The organism is Pseudomonas sp. 22189, from assembly GCF_052045635.1.
Classification (GTDB): domain Bacteria; phylum Pseudomonadota; class Gammaproteobacteria; order Pseudomonadales; family Pseudomonadaceae; genus Aquipseudomonas; species Aquipseudomonas parakoreensis.
Map to the genome: position 1 here is coordinate 66,635 of NZ_JBQEPG010000020.1, position 19,697 is coordinate 86,331.

Here is a 19,697-nt window from a genome sequence, read left to right on the forward strand (position 1 = left end):
TTTTTAACTTGAGTGGAAACGAGAAAGCGCGAGGTCTTTTTCAGGCCGGTTAATTTAGGGGAGCGGGGCGGCGTTGTCACGGAACAACAGTCCGGTGGTGCGGATTATTTGTCCGGCGTGTTCAGGTTCATCGAGCGCACCATCCACTGTTCTGCGGTTTGCTGATCGGTCGGCAGCGTGAAGCGGAAAGTCGCCCCGCGCCCGGCGACATCGATCAACTGAATCTCACGCCCGTGCAGTTGCAGGATGCGGTGGACGATGCGCAGACCCAGTCCACCGTCGCGTCGCGCCCCACCAATATTGAACGGACGCAGGAACAGACCTTCGCGCAGCTCCGGAGCGATGCCGGGGCCTGTGTCGCTGACCGTGACTTCCACCAGTGCGCCCTGGGGTTTCACATCCAGCTCGATTTCACCGCCCGCAGGCGTGTAGCGCAAGGCGTTATCCACCAGGTTGGTCAGCACCCGTTCGATCAACCCGAGGTCGGCGCAGACCGTTGGCAGGTTGGGCACGAAGGTGGCCTTGAGTTCGACATGGCGGGCTTCGGCGGCCAGTTCGAATTTCTGGAAGATGTCCTGCAGCAGATCGATCAGCGAAAAGCGTTCCAGTATCGGTTGCACGAAACCGTGTTCCAGACGCACCAGCTCCAGCAGCGATTGCGCCAACCCGCCGACCTTGCGGCTCTGATCCAATGCGATGCCCAGATAGCGGCGGCGTTCTTCGGCGGTGAGCGTAGCGTCCTTGAGTGACAGGGTTTCCAGATAACCGTGCAGCGAGGCCAGTGGCGTGCGCAGGTCGTGGGAGATATTCGCCACCAGTTCGCGTCGCTCCTGATCCTGGCGGGTCAATGAGCGCCACTGCTCACCGAGGCGTTTTTGCATTTGGCGGAAGGCGCCATCAAGCACGGCGATCTCATCCGGGTCAGCGCTTTTATCCACAGCTGCTGACGGAGCGGGCAGAGGTTGCGGCGTGCCATCAATGTCGAAGCGGCTGACGGTTTCGGTCAACCGGCGCAAGGGTCGGGTAATCAGGTTGAACGCCGTGAGACCCGCGATCAGGCACAACAGCGCCACCAGTCCGATCGACAGCAACGCCGTATTGAGTGCGGCACTGGTCGCGCCACGTTCGGCGAAACGATCGTGTTCTTCACTGAGCAACACCACGTACAGATAACCGGCGGGCTTGCCGTTGACCCGTAACGGCGCGGCACTGAAGACCTTGCGCCCGTAAGCACTTCGCGGGTCATCACCGAGGATCGGCAGCGGCTGGTCATTGAGCAGGCGGCGGATCGGCGCCAGATCGACGGTCTCCCGGCGCAGATGGCCTTCCGGCGCCGCGTTGCCGACAATCCGCCCCTCGCTGTCGAGCAGGTACACCTCGACACTCGGGTTGACCAGCATCAGCTTGCTGAACAGTTCGCGCACGGCACCGGGCATCAGGCCATTGCTGTCCATCAGCACCGTGTCATGGGCGATGTGCTGCGCCAGGTCCCGCGACAGGCCTTGCACCACTTCCAGTTCATGCATCTTGCTGGAGCGCACTTGCAGCCATGCCGAGGTGCCGCAGCACACCAGCAGCAAAGCGGCGAACACCAGCGACAGGCGCTGCGACAGGTTCAGTCTCATGGTTGTTCCGTGCCGAATTTATAGCCGCGACCCCACACGGTGAGGATGCGGGTCGGTTGTGCCGGATCGCTTTCGATCTTCGCCCGCAGGCGATTGATGTGGGTGTTGACCGTGTGCTCGTAACCTTCATGACTGTAGCCCCACACCGCGTTCAGCAGGTCCATGCGTGAGAAGACCTTGCCCGGTTGTCGGGCGAAGAAATACAGCAGGTCGAACTCTCGCGGGGTGAGGTCCAGACGCGCGCCATTGAGGGTGACGTCGCGGGTAATCGGGTCGATGTTCAGGCCGTCGAGGCTGAGGCTGCCGGCGTCCATTTTCAGGTTGCGTGCCATGGCGTCGACTCGGCGCAGCAAGGCTTTGACTCGGGCCACCAGCTCCAGCATCGAGAATGGTTTGGCGAGGTAATCGTCGGCCCCCAGTTCCAGACCCAGAATGCGGTGCAGTTCGCTGGAGCGCGCGCTGGTGATGATGATCGGCGTATAGCGCGCCATCGCCCGGGCGCGGCGGCAGATTTCCAGGCCGTCGACGCCCGGCAGCATCAGGTCGAGGATCAGCGCATCCCATTGCCCTTGCTGCAACAGACGCATGCCTTCATCGCCGTCGGCGCTGTGCACGACGTCGTAATGCTCGTCGCGCAGGTGCAGGCAAATCAGGTCAGCGATGTGTTGATCATCCTCGACCACGAGGATGCGTCTGGTCGGTTCCATCAAGCTCAATCCTTCGGCGCAGTGAGTGCATTGTGCGGGTTTTCCTGGGGGCGAGTTATCACGAATTCGTTAACTTCCCGTGAGGATTTGGCGATCAACCCAAGCCTAGGCTGTGTTCCATGACAGGCACCTGGAATTTTTGGAGACGGCCATGTTTTCACGGCGACAGATTCTCGTAGCGGGCGGCGGGCTGGGGCTCGCAGCCCTGGTGGCGGGTGTATTGCCAAAATTGTCCCCGGGCACCGCGCTGGTCGAGCAGGCGCAAGCCGATGAGGCGTTTGAGGTGACCCATAGCGACAGCGAATGGCACTCGCTGCTCTCGGATGAGCAATACGCCATCCTGCGCGAAGAGGGCACCGAAAGGGCCTATACCAGCCCGCTCAACAACGAACATCGCAGCGGCACATTCGCCTGCGCGGGCTGTGACCTGGCGCTGTTTTCATCGGCAACCAAGTTCGACAGCCACACGGGCTGGCCGAGTTTCTGGGCACCGCTGGAACAGGCGGTGGCCACGCGTCAGGACCGTTCCTTCGGCATGGTCCGCAATGAAGTGCACTGCCGGCGCTGCGGCGGGCACTTGGGGCATGTCTTTGATGACGGCCCGAAACCCACCGGCCTGCGCTATTGCATGAATGGCCTGGCGATGACGTTCAAACCCGTGGCGGCATGAGCCATGGCACTTTTTCGACCTTCACTTTCTACAGGACGACACCATGTGGCTCTTGGTTCTCGCTTATCTGGGCGGTGTGCTGACGATCGTCAGTCCGTGCATCCTGCCTGTTCTGCCTTTTGTCTTCGCTCGCAGCGGGCAGCCGTTTATCAAGAGTGGCTTGCCGCTATTGACCGGGATGGCGCTGACCTTCGCCCTCGTCGCCACGCTGGCGGCGGTGGGCGGCGGTTGGGTGGTGCAAGTCAATCAGTACGGGCGCTGGCTCGCGTTGCTGTTCGTTGCACTGTTCGGGCTGACGCTGCTGCTGCCGCGCCTCGCCGAGCGCCTGACGCGGCCGCTGGTGTCGGCCGGCAGTCGGCTGTCCGAGGCCGCCGGCCAGGACAATCGTCCGCGTCCCGGCGCCTCGTTTCTGATCGGCGTCGCCACGGGTCTGCTCTGGGCGCCGTGCGCCGGGCCCATCCTCGGTTTGATTCTGACCGGCGCCGCGCTGCAAGGGGCAAGCATCGCCACCACGCTGTTGTTGCTCGCCTACGCGGCGGGCGCCGCGACTTCACTGGCGGCGGCGCTGCTGCTGGGCGGTAAGGTGTTTGCGTTGATGAAGCGCTCGATTGGCACCGGTGAATGGATCCGGCGCGGGTTGGGGGCGGCGATGCTCGCGGGTGTCGCGGCGATTGCGCTGGGCCTCGATACCGGGCTGTTGGCGCGGCTGTCGACGGCGTCCACGGGCGGCATTGAACAGGCACTGGTGGGTCAACTCTCCGGCAAATCTCCCGCTGGCAACGGCACGATGATGGCGCAGATTCCCGCGGCGGGCGCAGCCATGAAAGTCGCCGACAAGGCTCCGGGTACATTGCCAGTCGAAGGCCAGTTACCGCCGCTCAACGGCGCCGTGCAATGGCTCAATTCGCCACCGCTGGACGCTCAGGCATTAAAGGGCAAAGTGGTGCTGGTGGATTTCTGGACCTACTCCTGCATCAACTGCCTGCGCACGCTGCCGTACGTCAAAGCATGGGCGGAGAAGTACCGCGATCAAGGCCTGGTGGTGATCGGCGTGCACGCCCCGGAGTTCGCTTTCGAGCGCGATGTGGGCAATGTCACTAAGGCTATGAAGGAGCTGGGCATCAACTACCCGGTGGCCATCGATAACGACTACAAGATCTGGCGCGCTTTCAACAACGAATACTGGCCGGCGCATTATTTTGCCGATGCTCAGGGACGGATTCGTTACCACCATTTTGGCGAAGGCGACTACGCCGAATCGGAACGCGTGATCCAGCAGTTGCTGCGTGAGGCCGGGGCGAAAACCGTGGCCGACGGCTTGATCAACGCCGATGCCCAAGGCGTGCAACAGGCGCCGGACATGAATCAGGTGCTGTCACCGGAAACCTATGTCGGCTACCAGCGTGCGGAACATTTCGTACCGGAAACCGGCCTGGTGCCGGACAAGGTCGCGACCTATAACCCACCGGTCAACCTGACGCTGAATGACTGGAGCCTTGGTGGCCAGTGGGCCGTCGGTGCCGAACGCGCTACCGCCAGTGCGCCGGCCAGCCGCATCGTCTATCGCTTCCATGCCCGCGACCTGCATCTGGTGCTGGGCCCAGGTATGGATGGCAAACCGGTGCGTTTCAAAGTCTCGATTGACGGTCAGGCGCCGGGTGCCGCCCATGGTGTGGATGTCGCTGCGGATGGCAGCGGTCGCGTGACCGAACAGCGCCTGTACCAATTGGTGCGACAAACCGATGCGGTGAAGGATCGGACCTTCACCATCGAATTTCTTGACCCGGGCGTATCGGCTTACGCCTTCACCTTCGGCTGATCGGGAGTGCGCACATGAAAGCTCAAAACAACTGGCGCCGTGCGTTGCTCGGCGTCGCTATGGCGGGTGTGATCGGCCAATGCTCGGCGTTCTCTTTCGGCGCCGAGGATGCGGTGGTCATCCCGCCACCGGCCCTCGACGAAACCACTCAGGCGCACAGCGAAACCGCAGTGTTCGCCGGTGGTTGTTTCTGGGGTGTGCAAGGGGTTTTCCAGCACGTCAAAGGCGTGCAGAAAGCCGTCTCCGGTTATGCCGGCGGCGCGGCGAATACGGCGCAATATGAACGGGTCAGCGAAGGCGACACCGGTCATGCCGAGTCAGTGCAAGTCACCTTCGATCCGACGCAAGTCAGCTACGGCAGCCTGCTGCAGATCTACTTCTCGGTGGCCCACAACCCGACCGAACTCAACCGTCAGGGGCCGGACAGCGGCACGCAATACCGCTCGGCATTGTTTCCGGTCAACGCCGATCAACAACGGGTGGCCCAGGCCTACATCGCCCAACTCGACGCGGCGCATGCCTACAACAAACCGATCGTTACGAAACTGGAAACCTACAACGGTTTCTACCCGGCGGAGGACTATCACCAGGACTTCCTGACCGAACACCCAAGCTATCCGTACATCGTGATCAACGACATGCCGAAGGTCGCGCAGTTGAAGCAGTTGTTTGCGCAGCGTTATCAGGAGAAGCCGGTGTTGGTGAAAAGCGGGAGCTGATGCTTCAGGATCTGCCCCAGGTTTTCATCGCGAATTCGACGAAGCGCCGCAGCTTGGGCAAACGATAACGATCCGGCGCGTACAGCAAATGCAACGGACGACTTGGTGGCTGGTAATCGGGGATCACCGTCACCAGTTTGCCGTCGCGCAGGTCCTGTTCCACCAGCGCGTCCGGCAGCATGACGATGCCCATGCCGGTGCGCGCTGCCTGATGCAGGCCGGCCGAGGTGTTCATCAACATCGGGCCGCTGACGTCGACCAGAATCTCGCCGTGCGGGCCGCTGAGGCGCCAGCGTTTTTCCACCGATTGCCAGTCGTCGCCGGCAGGGTAGGCGAACGACAGGCAGTCGTGTTGCTGCAGCTCTTGCGGGGTGATCGGCATGCCGCGCCGGGCGACATAGGCCGGCGAGGCGCAGACGGTGAGGGTGTAGTCGATCAGCGGCCGGGCGATCAGGTTCGACTGCTCGAAATGCCCCAGCCGAAATGCCACGTCGAGGCCACTTTCCAGCAGGTCCGGTCGGCTGTTGGTCAGCACCACATCCATTTTCACCTGCGAGTATTGCAGGGAAAACTCGCTGAGGGCCGGGGCCAGACGTTCGACGCCAAAGGTCAGCGGCGCGGTGATGCGCAGCAGGCCACGGGGTTCATCAAGGGCCTGTTCGGCGAGGCGTTCGGAGTCGGCCACCAAACCCAGAACGTCGAGGCAGCGCTGATAGTAAACGCTGCCGAATTCGGTCAGCCGCTGGCGGCGGGTGGTGCGCTGCAGCAGTTGCACGCCGAGCCGTTGCTCCAGTGCGCGCAGGTGATTTCCGACCATGGTCGTGGACATTTCGCACTGCAACGCAGCCGCCGTCATGCTTCCGGCTTCCACGACCTTCACGTAGACGCTCATCGCCTGCAACAGGTCCATTATCAAGCTCTACTGTTAAATGATTGAAGTTTTGCCGAGTTTATCCAGTTCTGGTGGCTAACCATACTGCAAACACACCGACCTTCACTGGAGTTTGAAGTCATGACCGCCGCCCTGATGAACACCTACCAACCGCTGGCCTTGAGTTTCACCAGAGGCCTGGGCACTCGCCTGTGGGATCAGGCCGGTCGTGAATACCTGGATGCCGTCGCAGGCGTCGCGGTGACCAATGTCGGGCACTCGCATCCGCGCATCGTGGCTGCCATCAGCGAACAGGCCGCAATGCTACTGCACACCTCCAACCTGTACAGCATCGACTGGCAGCAACAACTGGCGCGGAAACTCACGCAGCTGTCGGGAATGGAGCGGGCGTTCTTCAACAACTCCGGCGCCGAGGCCAATGAAACTGCGCTGAAACTGGCTCGGTTATACGGCTGGCGCAAAGGTATCGAACAGCCGCTGGTGGTGGTCATGGCCAACGCGTTTCATGGCCGCACGTTAGGCACTTTGTCGGCCAGCGATGGCCCGGCGGTGCGGTTGGGTTTCAATGATCTGCCGGGGGATTTCGCCAAAGTGCCCTTTGGTGATCTGGCGGCGCTGGATCAGCTCCAGCAAAAGCACGGCGCGCGTATCGTGGCGATTCTGGTCGAGCCGATCCAGGGCGAAAGCGGTGTGCAACTGGCGCCGCCCGGCTACCTCAAAGCCCTGCGCGAAATGTGCAATCGGCACGCCTGGCTGCTGATGCTCGACGAGATCCAGACCGGCATCGGCCGCACCGGCCAGTGGTTTGCGTTCCAGCATGAAGGCATCGTGCCGGACGTCATGACCCTGGCCAAAGGCCTCGGCAACGGCGTGCCGATTGGCGCTTGTCTGGCACGGGGCAGAGCGGCGGACCTGTTCACCCCCGGCAGCCATGGCAGCACCTTCGGCGGCAACCCGCTGGCCTGCCGGGTCGGCTGCACGGTGCTGGACATCATCGAAGAGCAAGGCTTGCTGGAAAATGTCCGGGTGCAGGGCGAGCGCCTGTTGACCCGCCTGCGCGCTGAACTGGCAGACAAACCCAACGTGCTGGCGATTCGTGGGCAGGGCTTGATGATCGGCATCGAGTTGAAACAGCCGATCCGCGATCTGACGTTGATTGCGGCGCGGGATCATGGGCTGCTGATCAACGTGACACGGGGCAAGACGATACGGCTGCTGCCGCCGCTGACGATTGATGAGCGGGAGGTGGGGATGATTGTCAGAGGTGTGGGGCACATCATTCAGTAGTGGTATTTGCAACTAATGACGCAAATCTCACCGCCTTCGATGCTGTAGACCAAACGATGCTCACCCGTTATTCGTCTGGACCAAAAGCCGCTCATGTTGTGTTTGAGCGGCTCGGGCTTGCCGATCCCTTCAAACGGTTCGCGCTGGATTGCCTTTATCAACAGATTGATACGTTTGAGTCCGGCCTTATCGTTCTGCTGAAACCACAAGTAGTCTTCCCAGCCTGATGGCGTGAACTCGATTTTCATTCTTCGATCAATTGCCTGACTTTGGCTTTTCCGGCACGCATTTCGCCAATCGATTTGATCAACCGTTCGGCATTGGCTGGAGAGCGGAGCAAGTAGGCCGTTTCTTCAAGTGCGTTGTATTCAGCCAGAGACATCATCACGACGGGCTCGCCTTTTTGGCGTGTGACCAGAAGGGGAGCCCGGTCTTCGTTAACGCGATCCATCGTTTCGGCCAAATGCGCACGGGCGGTGGTGTAGTTGATGGTTTGCATGTCGTAGTCCTCGCTGGATGCAAAGAACGTACAGAAATGAGTACATGATGACAAGGCGATACCTACCAGTGGTTGTTTCGCAGAAGGGGTTACTGCGAGCACATTCAGTATGGCTAAAGAACTCTGGGGACGTTTCTGAGATGGTTGTAATCCTCATCCACTGTCGCTGGCAGTGAGAAACCGCCGCGTCGTGGTCATCTGGTGCTCCCAATGTAGGAAAAACACTTTTGGTTAGTCCGGATAATCCCCCAACTCCGGCGCCAGCATCCGCGTCTTCACCGCCCCGTTCGAATTGTGCTGAATGATCTCGCTCGGCTGTCCCTGCACATTGAAAAACACTTGGCCGATCCCCGCTGAATTCCACAGCCGCTCCCCCGCTTCGGCATGTTCCGGGGTATAGGGCACGATGCGCATGCGTCGGCGTTTGGTAAACCAGTTCAACGGTGAGCGCGGCGAATAGAGCCAGCGGTTGAGGCGGTCGAACCATTCCAGCAGGGTTTTCGGAAACTCGTTCTTGATCCCGCTGCTGGTGATCTGCCAGATCCGTGGCCCGGCTTTGCGGTGTCGGATAAGCACTTCGTAGACGAAGGAGTAATGCACGTCACCGGACAGCACCACGTAGTTTCCGGGTGTGCGGGTGTGTCGGAAAATGTTCAGGATCACCTGCGCGGCGCCACGGTGGGCCATCCAGTTTTCCGCGTCGACCAGCAGCGGATAACCAAACCAGCTGAAAACCTTCTGCACGGTTTCGATCAGCTTCACGCCGAAGATCGGTGCGGGGGACACGATGATTGCCGACGGATGATCGAGCAGTTCCTGTTGCAGTTCGCTCAGCGCTTCCCAGTCCAGCAAACCGGAGGGTTGCTTGAGTGCCATCTCGCTGCGCCAGCGCCGGGTACGGGTGTCGAGCACCACCAGCGCCGGGCTGCTCGGCAACACGAAATGCCAATGCTGAAAGCGCAACAAGTCATCGATCAGCGCGTCCTGCACCGGGCTGTCGAGATAACGATCATCACCGCTGGCGCTCAGGCGTCGAGTGTTCTCCAGCACATCCTTGAACGCATCCGGATTGTTGCCCCAGCCCTGACACAGCATGTAGGCGATCAAGGCGTTGCCGATGATGCGTTTGGAGAACGGATGGCCGTAGGCGGTTTCCTCCCATTGCGCGGAAAGATTCCAGTCATCGGTGATGTCGTGATCGTCGAAAATCATCAGGCTCGGCAGATGCGCCAAGGCTCGGGCGACCTTGCCCAAACCGGCCTTGAAGCCATCGATGCGGGTTTGCTCCAGGGTGTAGCGCTGCAAGCGTTCAGGCGTCAGCGATGGAGCAGCAGGATTGATCAGCGTCCAGGCAACCGGCGACCACACCAGCAAGTACATCGCCATCACTTCGGCGAAGGTCACCAGGTGATTGTCGGCGCTGCTGCTGGTGAAAATCGGCTTACGCGCACCGCCGAAAAATCGCTCGCGCAAGGTCTCGTTGCTCTCTAGCGCCGGTAACAGATCCGCACGGTGGTAGTAACTGGCCGGGTGTTCGTAAAGTCTGGCGCTGTCGCTGACCACGGCACCTTCGAGGTGTTCGTCGAACAGGCCGAGGTGCTCGATCAACGCATGAATCGCCCGCAGCATCGGGCCGGCCACATCGTCGGCGTAAACCTGGTCGCCGCTCATCATCAGCAGGGTCGGGCGTTGTTGCGGATCGGTTTCGCTGGACAGCAGTTGGTCAACGCACAGCAGACCGTCTGCCGCCGGATGATGCGGCTTGCGGCAGGAGCCGTGCAGCAACTGATCGATCCGTGAGCGCACGACAAGGTTCGGACAACCAGCGTTAGCGTACAGCAGGTGCGACGCCCATTCGGCGATGGGCGAGTGGCCGTCGATCAACAGGTCGTAGTCGATGCGCGTGTCGCAGGGCAGGGCGCTGTCGAGTACAACGTCGATCAGATGGACAAACGCGTGACGGCCGACGGAGATGACCGTGCATTTCCCGGCATCGAGAGGTATGTCTCCTACACCTTGCAGGCGCAGGGTCAGCGCCAGTGCGCGGGTGCCGACCAGCCACAGAACGATTCGCGTCGGTTCCAACCGGCGCAGCAGCGGGCCGGCCAAGACAGGAGGCAGCGGATTCAGGTCAGCAGGTATTGAGGACATTCGCAGGCAAAGCTCAAGGCGCACAGGCTGGCGATGATAGCGCAGCCGGCGCCTTGAACCCTTAAACGAGGCTTAAGCGTCAGCCTTCTGCAGCTTCAGCGCCAGCAGTCGCCATTCGCTGGATGCGGGTTGCTCCTGCACCGAGCACTCGAAGCGATAAGTGACGTCATCGCCATTCATGTTGCGTGCAGTGACCTTGTTGCTGAGGGTGTAGACCTGGCCCTTGAAGCGTTGGGTGACCACGGCGGTGCTGTCAGCGAAGCGCGCCGACGCCGGGAAGCGCAAGGTACCGGTCACGTAAGGGCTGCACATGACATACGCGAGCATCGATTTGTCGCTGTCGGCATGCTGAGCAAGCTTGTCGCGCAGCGCACTGAATGCTTTGCGGCCCTGCGCGTCGCTCTGATCCAGAACGTTTTTTTCCGCCATCGATTTCGGTGCCCGGTTGGCGTAGTTCGGCAGCAGTGCGGAGTCGGGCGGCGAAGGCTGATTGTCTGGCTCGATAGCGGCGAACCCCGGAGCATTTTCCAATGCCACGGGCGTCGAATCCGATTCGGCTTCCGGCAGCAGACTGGTGGTCACTTCGTTCTGGGTAATCACCTCTTCGGTGGGCGCCCGTTTGGGTTTATGCGCCGACGGGAACAACGACAGGAAGATCGACAGCACCACCATGCCGACGATAAAACCGCCCGCCGCGCCAACGATGTTGCCGTAAAACAGATTCCAACTGCCGCGGTTTTTCACCACCCAGCGCCACATCAAACCCCAAGCCGCAACAAATGCCAGAAAACTCAGAAACTCCATGCGATCCTTTCCTTAACCCTTCAATAGCCTGCCAAACAGCACTCACTGGCCGTGAATGCTGAGATTGGGCGGCAAGATATCAAAATAGAGGTCTGACGCCACGTAGACATTCACATGCCGAGATTGGGCGGATTGATCTGAACAAAAAACATGATCGCCGTGATGCCGGCCACAACGCCGCAAAGGCCGGCCAGCAGCTGACGCGCGACAGGGTGTTCGACCTGCGAGCGACGGGCCACCAGCATCCATACGCCGGTCAGCGCCGCGGCAGTCGCGAGCATTTCCAGAAGCGATCCCATGACCCCCGGGACCGGTGGCCGGCTAGAGCCGAACAGACCGACACAAAGCTGCGAAACCACCAGGCCGACAATCATGCCGCTGGCCGCGCCCAACACATTGGCGAGTAGCAGATTCCACGCACCACGCTGCCTGACGACCCAGACCCACATGCCTATCCAGGCGATAAAGAAAAACGCTACATCCATCGTATCCATCCTTCGAAACCCGTCACGGTACAAACGCTCGGCACCTTGCCGACAGTGGACGGCACGATAGCAAAATAGTAGCTTCGCGCCACGCCACTTTCTTCAAACACGTAACGGACTACGCATGCCGAATGTTTCTTTTACACCGCGCCTGCTCGGCGCGTTCCTTCTCGCCATCGTAATGACCCCGGCGCTTGCCGACTGGGATGAAACCCCGGAGGTCGCCTGGAAGGAGTACCTCGCCGATTGCGAGCGTTTTCAGCAAGTAGTGAACAACGTTCAAAAAGGGGTCATGACTACCAGGCAAGCGATGGACCGCGTCGACAGCTTGAATCGCACTGTTTATGTCCATCGCGATCACCTCTCCCAGGAAAGCCTTACCTCTCCCGAATATGCCCGTTGTGAAAACGTCATTGCTCAAGCGTTCGTGATCCGGAACAAGGAAGAGGAAGTACTGGTCGCGGAGCTTCAACAGCAATACTTCAAGGCTCAGGCCGAGCACGAGAAGTCCCCGGAATACAAGCGCGCCCTCGATCTAGGCTTTAGCGACGTCGGCGGAATTGGCAAGCTCAAGGAACTCGCCGAGGAATCGGAAACGGATGGCGAAGCGTATCTGAAGACGTTGATGATCACGGTCGATTGGGGCTGCGGCCGACATTTCCGCGCCGTGAGATACGTCAAACCCTATGTGATCTACACCACCCATCCCGATGAGGGCAACTGCGCCGTCTATAAAGAGGTCGCGGTGCTTGGCGGAGAGATGGTGGAGAGGGGCGAGACCATCGATCAGGACGCGATTTTTCAATACGTGGGATGGAAGAAGCTGGAAGGGCCAGGTGGGTTTCCCGTCGACATTCGAGTAGTAAAAGTGCGGCACTAATCCGCAGGACAGTTTCTACAGATTGCGCGTCTGATTACAGAATGTCTTTCAAATAACCCTTGAGCGCGAGGAGCGGCTGATCAAGCTGCTCCAGCGACTGCGCCTGACGGAAATCGGCTGACAGCTTGTGCAGCTCACGCCCCAACGGTTTCTCGACCCCGCCCAACGCATCCATCGCCAAGCCCAGGCACTCGTTCATCTTGAACTGGATGGTCTCGACATCTCCACGGCGCACCAGCAGTTCGAACACGTCTTTCTGATAGTCACCCATGACCATGTCATCCCGCAGAATCGGGCTCAGGCCCTCCTCCTCGTAAGCGAGTTTGAGGGAGAACAGGGCGACGGTTTCCAGTGACGTTTCCATGGTTGGCCTTGGAGGTCCTTGAGCATGAGTCTTGAAATTCTGTACGACCAGCGATAGCCGCAACGGGGCGGCAGACCAGCTGCGGGCGGGCGTGATTATACTGAGTGGATGCATAAGGTGCAGTCCCGAGGCAAACAGGTTGCACGGACAGCGCCGGAATATTCAATGACCTAAGCAACAGAGCGGGTTTCTCAGGATGGTCGATGAGTATGAGGTGCTACACAAACTCGACGTTGATTCAGACACATGAGCGGAGCGACGATCATGGAATACGATGAAAAGTTGATTGAAGAGGCTGTGCTTGCCCTGTTGGCCGCGTTCAGTTCCGACGACGGCAATGCATGGAAAGGCTTCGATTTTGAAGTCATGAACCGATTGCATGAGCAGGGTCTCATCAGTAATCCGGTAAACAGGAACAAATCGATCTGGTTGACGGAGGAGGGCAGGGAACGAGGTCGACAGCTAGCCGAGCGTTTGTTTGGGGGAGGTGTTCAAGCCCAGCGTGCGCCTGACCCGGATATCTGAGGTCCTGGTTTGGCTAATCACTTGATTCGGGCCGCGCCAGCGCAACGCAACTGGAGGAGTTTCTCCGTTGGAGCATTTTCTAACTGAGCCACAACTGACAATAGTGAGAGCTGCTCTTTCTGAGCCATTCAACGATTTTCCCGTCGAATATGACTATGTGGCGAATCAGGTAAGAGGCGTCACCCCTGAAACCCTTTACGAAATTCTCTATTCAGAGGTTGCGCCGGTGTGCTTTACCAATCTCGTTGCAGCTGTGCCTCCGATTTGGACTGGGTTCGACCCCGACAAACTCAGAAAGTCGATAGAAGAAAGGCTGGCAGCCAGAGAGCGCAACTGGTTTCGTAGGCAGTTCGATAAAGTGCTGGTTCGTTGGCTGAAATACAACTACGCCTACATCTGGAAGGAAATCGCCAGTAGGCTTTGAACCCAAGCGTTCAATGGACCAGGTGACCATGACAAGGAGTAGCTGCAGATTCTCCTGCATATTGCTGTGATGAATCGCCCATCGTTTAGCCCACATTTCTCGTAGCACGGTTACGCAAAAATAATTGCCCAACTTTTCAGCAGACGAAAAAAAAGGCCTTGCTAAGCAAGACCTTTCTCAATTTTGGTGCCCCGAGGGAGACTCGAACTCCCACTCCTTTCGAAAACGGATTTTGAATCCGCCGCGTCTACCAATTCCGCCATCAGGGCTCAATGGCGGCGAAGTATAGAGAGGTGATTACCGTTGGTCAATCACGTTTCATGGTCAATTTTTGATAATTCCGCTAGACTTTCCGGCCCTGCTAGACGAACCCCATCATGCGCGTTGCTGACTTTACCTTCGAGCTTCCTGATTCGCTGATCGCCCGCCACCCGTTGGCCGAGCGTCGCGGTAGTCGCCTGCTGACCCTTGATGGGCCGAGCGGCGCCCTTGCACACCGTCAATTCACTGATTTGCTTGAGCATTTGCGCCCGGGCGATTTGATGGTATTCAACAATACCCGGGTGATTCCGGCGCGGCTGTTCGGGCAGAAAGCTTCGGGCGGCAAGCTGGAAATCCTCATCGAGCGCGTGCTCGATTCGCATCGCGTGCTGGCTCATGTACGTTCCAGCAAGTCGCCGAAGCCGGGGTCGAAGATCTTCATCGATGGCGGTGGTGAAGCCGAGATGCTCGCGCGTCACGATGCGCTGTTCGAGCTGGGCTTCGCTGAAGAAGTGCTGCCGCTGCTCGATCGCGTCGGACACATGCCGTTGCCTCCTTATATAGACCGCCCGGACGAAGGTTCGGATCGCGAGCGCTATCAGACCGTTTACGCCCAGCGCCTCGGCGCAGTGGCGGCGCCGACGGCGGGGCTGCATTTCGATCAGCCGCTGATGGAGGCGATTGCCGCCAAGGGCGTCGAGACCGCGTTCGTCACGCTGCACGTCGGTGCGGGGACGTTCCAGCCGGTACGCGTCGACAAGATCGAAGATCACCACATGCACAGCGAGTGGCTGGAAGTCGGCCAGGACGTGGTCGACGCCGTTGCCGCGTGCCGCGAGCGTGGCGGGCGGGTGATTGCCGTGGGCACCACCAGTGTGCGTTCGCTGGAAAGCGCCGCGCGCGATGGTGTGCTCAAGCCGTTCAGCGGTGACACCGACATCTTCATCTACCCGGGCCGGCCGTTCCATGTGGTCGACGCCTTGGTCACCAACTTCCATTTGCCGGAATCGACGCTGTTGATGCTGGTTTCGGCGTTCGCCGGTTATCCCGAAACCATGGCCGCTTATAAAGCCGCCGTCGACAACGGGTACCGCTTTTTCAGCTACGGTGATGCGATGTTCATCACCCGTAATCCCGCCCCGACTGCCCCTGAACACACAGGCCCAGAGGAAACAGAATGAGTCGCGAATGTCGCATGTCCTTTGAACTGCTTGCCACCGATGGCAAGGCTCGTCGTGGTCGGCTGACCTTCCCGCGTGGCACCGTCGAGACCCCGGCCTTCATGCCGGTGGGCACCTACGGCACGGTCAAGGGCATGTTGCCGCGTGACATCGTCGCCACCGGCGCGGAAATCATTCTGGGCAACACCTTCCACCTGTGGCTGCGCCCGGGCACCGAGGTGATCAAGGAGCACGGCGACCTGCACGATTTCATGCAGTGGAAGGGCCCGATCCTCACCGACTCCGGTGGTTTCCAGGTGTTCAGCCTGGGCGCGATGCGCAAGATCAAGGAGGAGGGCGTGACCTTCGCCTCCCCGGTCGACGGCTCGAAAGTGTTCATGGGCCCGGAAGAATCGATGCAGGTACAGCGTGATCTCGGTTCCGACATCGTGATGATCTTCGACGAATGCACGCCGTACCCGGCTGACGAAGACGTTGCTCGCGTTTCGATGGAGCTGTCGCTGCGTTGGGCCCAGCGCTCGAAAAACGCGCATGGCGACAACACCGCGGCGCTGTTCGGTATCGTTCAGGGCGGCATGCATCAGGATCTGCGCATGCGCTCGCTGGAAGGTCTGGACAAGATCGGCTTCGATGGCCTGGCCATCGGCGGTCTGTCGGTGGGCGAGCCCAAGCACGAGATGATCAAGGTGCTGGATTATCTGCCGGGCATGATGCCGGCTGACAAGCCTCGTTACCTTATGGGCGTTGGCAAACCGGAAGATCTGGTTGAGGGTGTGCGCCGCGGTGTGGACATGTTCGATTGCGTGATGCCAACCCGTAATGCCCGCAATGGGCATCTGTTCATTGATACAGGCGTGCTGAAGATCCGTAACGCGTTCCATCGCCATGATGATTCGCCGCTGGATCCGACCTGCGATTGCTATACCTGCCAGAACTTCTCCCGCGCTTATCTGCATCACCTGGACAAGTGCGGCGAAATGCTCGGCAGCATGCTCAATACCATCCATAACTTGCGCCATTATCAGGTGCTGATGGCTGGTTTGCGCGAGGCTATTCAACAGGGTACATTGGCCGCCTTTGTCGATGCCTTCTACGCCAAACGCGGGCTCCCCGTTCCGCCTTTGGACTGAGTTTTCTGACCCCAAGATTCAACATTTGCAACTGGAGTGCTAAATGAGCTTTTTTATCTCTAATGCCATGGCTGACGCGGCTGCACCGGCTGCTGCGCCTATGGGCGGCGGCTTCGAGTGGATTTTCCTGGTCGGTTTCCTGGTCATCTTCTACCTGATGATCTGGCGTCCACAGGCCAAGCGCGCCAAAGAGCAGAAGAACCTGCTGAGCAGCCTTGCGAAGGGCGACGAAGTGGTCACCACCGGTGGCATCGCCGGCAAGATCACCAAAGTGGCCGATGACTTCGTGGTTCTGGAAGTTTCCGACACCGTGGAAATGAAGTTCCAGAAGGGCGCCATCGCCGCCACGCTGCCAAAAGGCACGCTGAAAGCGATCTAAGGTTCCAACTTCTACTCAATCGACGGGGCGCGCAAGGCGCCCCGCGTTCATAACGGGCGGCGTGATGCTGAACAAATATCCTCTGTGGAAATACATTCTGATCCTGGCGGTGCTGGCGATCGGTCTGATTTATTCCGCTCCCAATCTATACCCCGATGACCCGGCCATTCAGATCAGCGGCGCCAGCACGGCTCTGCAGGTCAATCAGGCCGATCTGGATCGCGTCAGCACCGCGCTGCGTGAATCCGGGATCAACGTCAAGGCAGCTTCGCTGGCCGCCAACGGCAAGGGCGGCCTGATCCGTCTGACCAAGGCTGAAGACCAGCTGCCGGCCAAAGACGTTGTGCGCAAGGCATTGGGTGATGACTACGTCGTCGCACTGAACCTGGCACAGACCACTCCGCAATGGCTGCGCAACCTCGGCGCGCACCCGATGAAGCTGGGTCTGGACTTGTCCGGTGGTGTGCACTTCCTGCTGGAAGTGGACATGGACAAAGCCCTCGACGCCCGCCTGAAAGTCTACGAAGGCGACGTCAAGAGCCTGCTGCGCAAAGAAAAACTGCGCTATCGCAGCCTGCCGCAACTGGGCGGCGCCATTCAGCTGGGCTTCAGCGATGCTGACTCCCGCGAACAGGCCCGTGCGCTGATCCGCAAGAACTTCAACGATTTCGACATTGTTCCGGCCGACCTCAACGGTCAACCGGTGCTGCGTCTGGCGATGACCCCGGCCAAGCTGGCGGAAATCCGTGAATACTCCATCAAGCAGAACTTGACCACGGTACGTAACCGCGTCAACGAGCTGGGTGTTGCCGAACCGATCGTTCAGCGTCAGGGCGCCAACCGCATCGTGGTTGAGCTGCCGGGCGTGCAGGACACTGCCGAAGCCAAGCGTATTCTCGGCAAGACCGCCAACCTTGAGTTCCGTCTGGCTGCAGAGCCGGGGGCTTCGAAAGCCACTTCCGAAACCTTCGAGTTCCGTGAAGGCAAGCGTCCTCCTGCGCAGATCGAGCGTGGCCTGATCATCACCGGTGACCAGGTGACTGACGCCAAGGCCGGTTTCGGCGAGCACGGCACGCCTGAAGTGAACATTCGTCTGGACGGTCACGGTGGCGAGCTGATGAGTCGCGCGACCCGTTCGAACGTCGGTCGCAGCATGGCGGTGATCTTCATCGAACAGCGTCCGGTGACCACTTACACCAAGCAGGTTGTCGACGGCGTCGAGAAAGACGTGCCGGTACAGACCTTCAAGGAAGAGAAGAAGATCATCAGCCTGGCGACCATTCAGTCGCCGCTGGGTGCGCAGTTCCGTATCACCGGCCTGAACGGCCAGGGCGAATCGTCCGAACTGGCGCTGCTGCTGCGTGCCGGTGGTCTGGCCGCTCCGATGTACTTCGCTGAAGAGCGCACAATCGGCCCGAGCCTGGGTGCTGACAACATCACCAAAGGTATTGATGCGTCGCTGTGGGGCATGCTGTTCGTCTCGCTGTTCATCATCGCCATCTACCGCTTCTTCGGCCTGATCGCCACGGTTGCGCTGGCGGTGAACATGGTGCTGCTGCTGGCGCTGATGTCGCTGCTGGGGGCAACGCTGACCCTGCCGGGTATCGCCGGTATCGTCTTGACCATGGGTATGGCGGTCGACGCCAACGTGCTGATCTTCTCGCGGATCCGTGAAGAGATCGCCGCCGGCATGACCGTGCAGCGTGCAATCAACGAAGGCTTCGGCCGGGCATTCACTGCGATTCTCGACGCCAACCTGACCACTCTGCTGGTCGGCGGCATCCTCTTCGCCATGGGCACTGGCCCGGTGAAGGGTTTCGCAGTGACCATGTCCCTCGGGATCTTTACCTCGATGTTCACGGCCATCATGGTGACCCGCGCAATGGTCAACCTGATCTTTGGCGGACGTGACTTCAAGAAGTTGTGGATTTAAGGGGCTGCCATGTTACGTACAATCAACTTCATGGGCGTTCGCAACTTCGCGTTCGGCGTCACAGTGTTTCTCACGTTGCTGGCTATTTTCAGCGTCGTCCACAAGGGCATGAACTGGGGCCTGGACTTCACCGGCGGTACGCTCATCGAGCTGACCTACGAGCGTCCGGCTGACGTCACCAAAGTGCGCGAGCAGTTGGCGACTTCGGGTTACCACGAAGCCATCGTGCAGAACTTCGGTGCGACCACCGACCTGCTGGTGCGCATGCCGGGTGAAGACCCGCAGCTGGGCCATCAGGTAGCAGACGCGTTGCAGAAAGTCGGCGGCGACAATCCGGCGACGGTCAAGCGCGTCGAGTTCGTCGGCCCGCAGGTCGGTGAAGAGCTGCGCGACCAGGGCGGCCTCGGCATGCTGCTGGCGCTCGGCGGCATCCTGATCTACCTCGCTTTCCGCTTTCAGTGGAAATTCGCGGTCGGCGCCATCGTTTCGCTGATTCACGACGTGATCGTGACCGTCGGTATCCTGTCGTTCTTCCAGATCACCTTCGACCTGACGGTGCTGGCGGCGGTACTGGCGATCATCGGTTACTCGCTGAACGACACCATCGTCGTGTTCGACCGGGTTCGCGAGAACTTCCGTGTGCTGCGCAAGGCTTCGCTGATCGAGAACATCAACATCTCGACCACCCAGACCCTGCTGCGGACCATGGCAACGTCGATCTCCACCTTGCTGGCGATTGCTGCGCTGCTGTTCTTTGGTGGCGACAACCTGTTCGGCTTCTCCATCGCCCTGTTCATCGGTGTGCTGGCGGGTACCTACTCGTCGATCTACATCGCGAACGTGGTGCTGATCTGGCTGAACCTGAGCACCGAGGATCTGATTCCTCCGGCCAACACCGAGAAGGAAGTCGACGACCGTCCATAACGGCCATCGCTTCACCGGTTGTCAGCCCAGAAAAGGCG

General features: G+C 59.8%; 21 protein-coding genes and 1 tRNA gene. 12 read left to right on the plus strand and 10 right to left on the minus strand.

Going from position 1 to position 19,697, the window contains the following annotated elements; translation table 11 throughout:
* Positions 1 to 104 precede the first annotated feature (104 nt).
* Positions 105 to 1,625 carry a sensor histidine kinase gene (locus ACTJKS_RS20510; protein WP_262948228.1) on the minus strand — a complete coding sequence of 507 codons (1,521 nt, stop codon included), beginning with the start codon at positions 1,623 to 1,625 and terminating at the stop codon, positions 105 to 107.
* Positions 1,622 to 2,332 carry a response regulator transcription factor gene (locus tag ACTJKS_RS20515; RefSeq protein ID WP_041071765.1) on the minus strand — a complete coding sequence of 237 codons (711 nt, stop codon included), beginning with the start codon at positions 2,330 to 2,332 and terminating at the stop codon, positions 1,622 to 1,624. Before ACTJKS_RS20515 ends, ACTJKS_RS20510 begins: the two co-directional genes overlap by 4 nt.
* Before the next feature lie 151 nt (positions 2,333 to 2,483).
* Between ACTJKS_RS20515 and msrB the strand changes: the two genes are divergently transcribed.
* From msrB to msrA, 3 genes are read left to right on the plus strand one after another with little or no spacing between them, the layout of a single operon-like run.
* The gene (gene msrB, locus ACTJKS_RS20520; protein ID WP_108183729.1) at positions 2,484 to 3,002 is read left to right on the plus strand and encodes a peptide-methionine (R)-S-oxide reductase MsrB; all 519 of its coding nucleotides are present in this window, start codon (positions 2,484 to 2,486) and stop codon (positions 3,000 to 3,002) included.
* 43 nt (positions 3,003 to 3,045) lie between these two features.
* Entirely contained in the window at positions 3,046 to 4,821 is a 1,776-nt protein-coding gene (locus tag ACTJKS_RS20525) for a cytochrome c biogenesis protein DipZ (RefSeq protein WP_440828983.1), read from the plus strand.
* 14 nt (positions 4,822 to 4,835) lie between these two features.
* Positions 4,836 to 5,540, plus strand: coding sequence for a peptide-methionine (S)-S-oxide reductase MsrA (gene msrA / locus ACTJKS_RS20530; RefSeq protein WP_041071771.1), 705 nt, complete (start codon positions 4,836 to 4,838; stop codon positions 5,538 to 5,540).
* A 4-nt stretch (positions 5,541 to 5,544) separates the two neighbouring features.
* On the opposite strand, the gene ACTJKS_RS20535 is transcribed toward msrA, so the two are convergent.
* A complete protein-coding gene (locus ACTJKS_RS20535) occupies positions 5,545 to 6,450 on the minus strand; it encodes a LysR family transcriptional regulator (RefSeq protein ID WP_198760230.1) in 906 nt (301 codons plus the stop codon).
* A gap of 102 nt (positions 6,451 to 6,552) precedes the next feature.
* On the opposite strand from ACTJKS_RS20535, the gene ACTJKS_RS20540 reads away from it, so the two are divergent.
* Positions 6,553 to 7,719, plus strand: coding sequence for an aspartate aminotransferase family protein (locus tag ACTJKS_RS20540; protein ID WP_108183725.1), 1,167 nt, complete (start codon positions 6,553 to 6,555; stop codon positions 7,717 to 7,719).
* Here the strand turns inward: ACTJKS_RS20540 and ACTJKS_RS20545 are convergent.
* The 5 genes from ACTJKS_RS20545 to ACTJKS_RS20565 all read right to left on the minus strand — a co-directional run bounded on the left by ACTJKS_RS20545 (position 7,713) and on the right by ACTJKS_RS20565 (position 11,658).
* Positions 7,713 to 7,967 (minus strand): Txe/YoeB family addiction module toxin, encoded by a 255-nt coding sequence (locus ACTJKS_RS20545; protein WP_086791674.1) that lies wholly within the window; start codon positions 7,965 to 7,967, stop codon positions 7,713 to 7,715. The genes ACTJKS_RS20540 and ACTJKS_RS20545 overlap by 7 nt on opposite strands.
* Positions 7,964 to 8,218 carry a type II toxin-antitoxin system prevent-host-death family antitoxin gene (locus ACTJKS_RS20550; protein ID WP_086791676.1) on the minus strand — a complete coding sequence of 85 codons (255 nt, stop codon included), beginning with the start codon at positions 8,216 to 8,218 and terminating at the stop codon, positions 7,964 to 7,966. Before ACTJKS_RS20550 ends, ACTJKS_RS20545 begins: the two co-directional genes overlap by 4 nt.
* A gap of 231 nt (positions 8,219 to 8,449) precedes the next feature.
* On the minus strand, positions 8,450 to 10,369 hold the full coding sequence (locus ACTJKS_RS20555) for an alkaline phosphatase D family protein (RefSeq protein WP_262948226.1): 1,920 nt from the start codon (positions 10,367 to 10,369) through the stop codon (positions 8,450 to 8,452).
* 72 nt (positions 10,370 to 10,441) lie between these two features.
* Positions 10,442 to 11,173, minus strand: a complete 732-nt coding sequence (locus tag ACTJKS_RS20560; protein ID WP_262948225.1) for a hypothetical protein — start codon at positions 11,171 to 11,173, stop codon at positions 10,442 to 10,444.
* A gap of 110 nt (positions 11,174 to 11,283) precedes the next feature.
* Positions 11,284 to 11,658: a hypothetical protein gene (locus tag ACTJKS_RS20565; RefSeq protein ID WP_047296361.1), complete on the minus strand. Its 375-nt coding sequence runs from the start codon at positions 11,656 to 11,658 to the stop codon at positions 11,284 to 11,286.
* A gap of 124 nt (positions 11,659 to 11,782) precedes the next feature.
* Here ACTJKS_RS20565 and ACTJKS_RS20570 point away from each other — a divergent pair, with 124 nt between their 5' ends.
* The gene (locus ACTJKS_RS20570; protein WP_262948224.1) at positions 11,783 to 12,538 is read left to right on the plus strand and encodes a hypothetical protein; all 756 of its coding nucleotides are present in this window, start codon (positions 11,783 to 11,785) and stop codon (positions 12,536 to 12,538) included.
* Between the two features lie 34 nt (positions 12,539 to 12,572).
* Here ACTJKS_RS20570 and ACTJKS_RS20575 read toward each other — a convergent pair whose 3' ends face one another.
* Entirely contained in the window at positions 12,573 to 12,902 is a 330-nt protein-coding gene (locus tag ACTJKS_RS20575) for a hypothetical protein (RefSeq protein ID WP_103369541.1), read from the minus strand.
* 264 nt (positions 12,903 to 13,166) lie between these two features.
* Here ACTJKS_RS20575 and ACTJKS_RS20580 point away from each other — a divergent pair, with 264 nt between their 5' ends.
* A complete protein-coding gene (locus ACTJKS_RS20580; RefSeq protein WP_198760234.1) occupies positions 13,167 to 13,427 on the plus strand; it encodes a DUF6429 family protein in 261 nt (86 codons plus the stop codon).
* A gap of 67 nt (positions 13,428 to 13,494) precedes the next feature.
* On the plus strand, positions 13,495 to 13,851 hold the full coding sequence (locus ACTJKS_RS20585; RefSeq protein ID WP_108183719.1) for a DUF7079 family protein: 357 nt from the start codon (positions 13,495 to 13,497) through the stop codon (positions 13,849 to 13,851).
* A 184-nt stretch (positions 13,852 to 14,035) separates the two neighbouring features.
* Here ACTJKS_RS20585 and ACTJKS_RS20590 read toward each other — a convergent pair.
* Positions 14,036 to 14,120, minus strand: a tRNA-Leu gene (locus tag ACTJKS_RS20590).
* Positions 14,121 to 14,228: 108 nt separating this feature from the next.
* Here ACTJKS_RS20590 and queA point away from each other — a divergent pair.
* From queA to secF, 5 genes are all read left to right on the plus strand, one after another.
* Positions 14,229 to 15,293, plus strand: a complete 1,065-nt coding sequence (queA, locus tag ACTJKS_RS20595) for a tRNA preQ1(34) S-adenosylmethionine ribosyltransferase-isomerase QueA (RefSeq protein WP_262948223.1) — start codon at positions 14,229 to 14,231, stop codon at positions 15,291 to 15,293.
* Between the two features lie 14 nt (positions 15,294 to 15,307).
* Positions 15,308 to 16,423 (plus strand): tRNA guanosine(34) transglycosylase Tgt, encoded by a 1,116-nt coding sequence (gene tgt / locus ACTJKS_RS20600; RefSeq protein ID WP_161794909.1) that lies wholly within the window; start codon positions 15,308 to 15,310, stop codon positions 16,421 to 16,423.
* A 43-nt stretch (positions 16,424 to 16,466) separates the two neighbouring features.
* Complete coding sequence (gene yajC, locus ACTJKS_RS20605; RefSeq protein ID WP_041071802.1) at positions 16,467 to 16,802, plus strand: preprotein translocase subunit YajC; 336 nt, start codon at positions 16,467 to 16,469, stop codon at positions 16,800 to 16,802.
* Between the two features lie 64 nt (positions 16,803 to 16,866).
* Positions 16,867 to 18,735, plus strand: coding sequence for a protein translocase subunit SecD (gene secD / locus ACTJKS_RS20610; RefSeq protein WP_041071804.1), 1,869 nt, complete (start codon positions 16,867 to 16,869; stop codon positions 18,733 to 18,735).
* Between the two features lie 9 nt (positions 18,736 to 18,744).
* Positions 18,745 to 19,659 (plus strand): protein translocase subunit SecF, encoded by a 915-nt coding sequence (gene secF / locus ACTJKS_RS20615; protein WP_108183718.1) that lies wholly within the window; start codon positions 18,745 to 18,747, stop codon positions 19,657 to 19,659.
* The last annotated feature ends 38 nt before the right edge of the window (positions 19,660 to 19,697 follow it).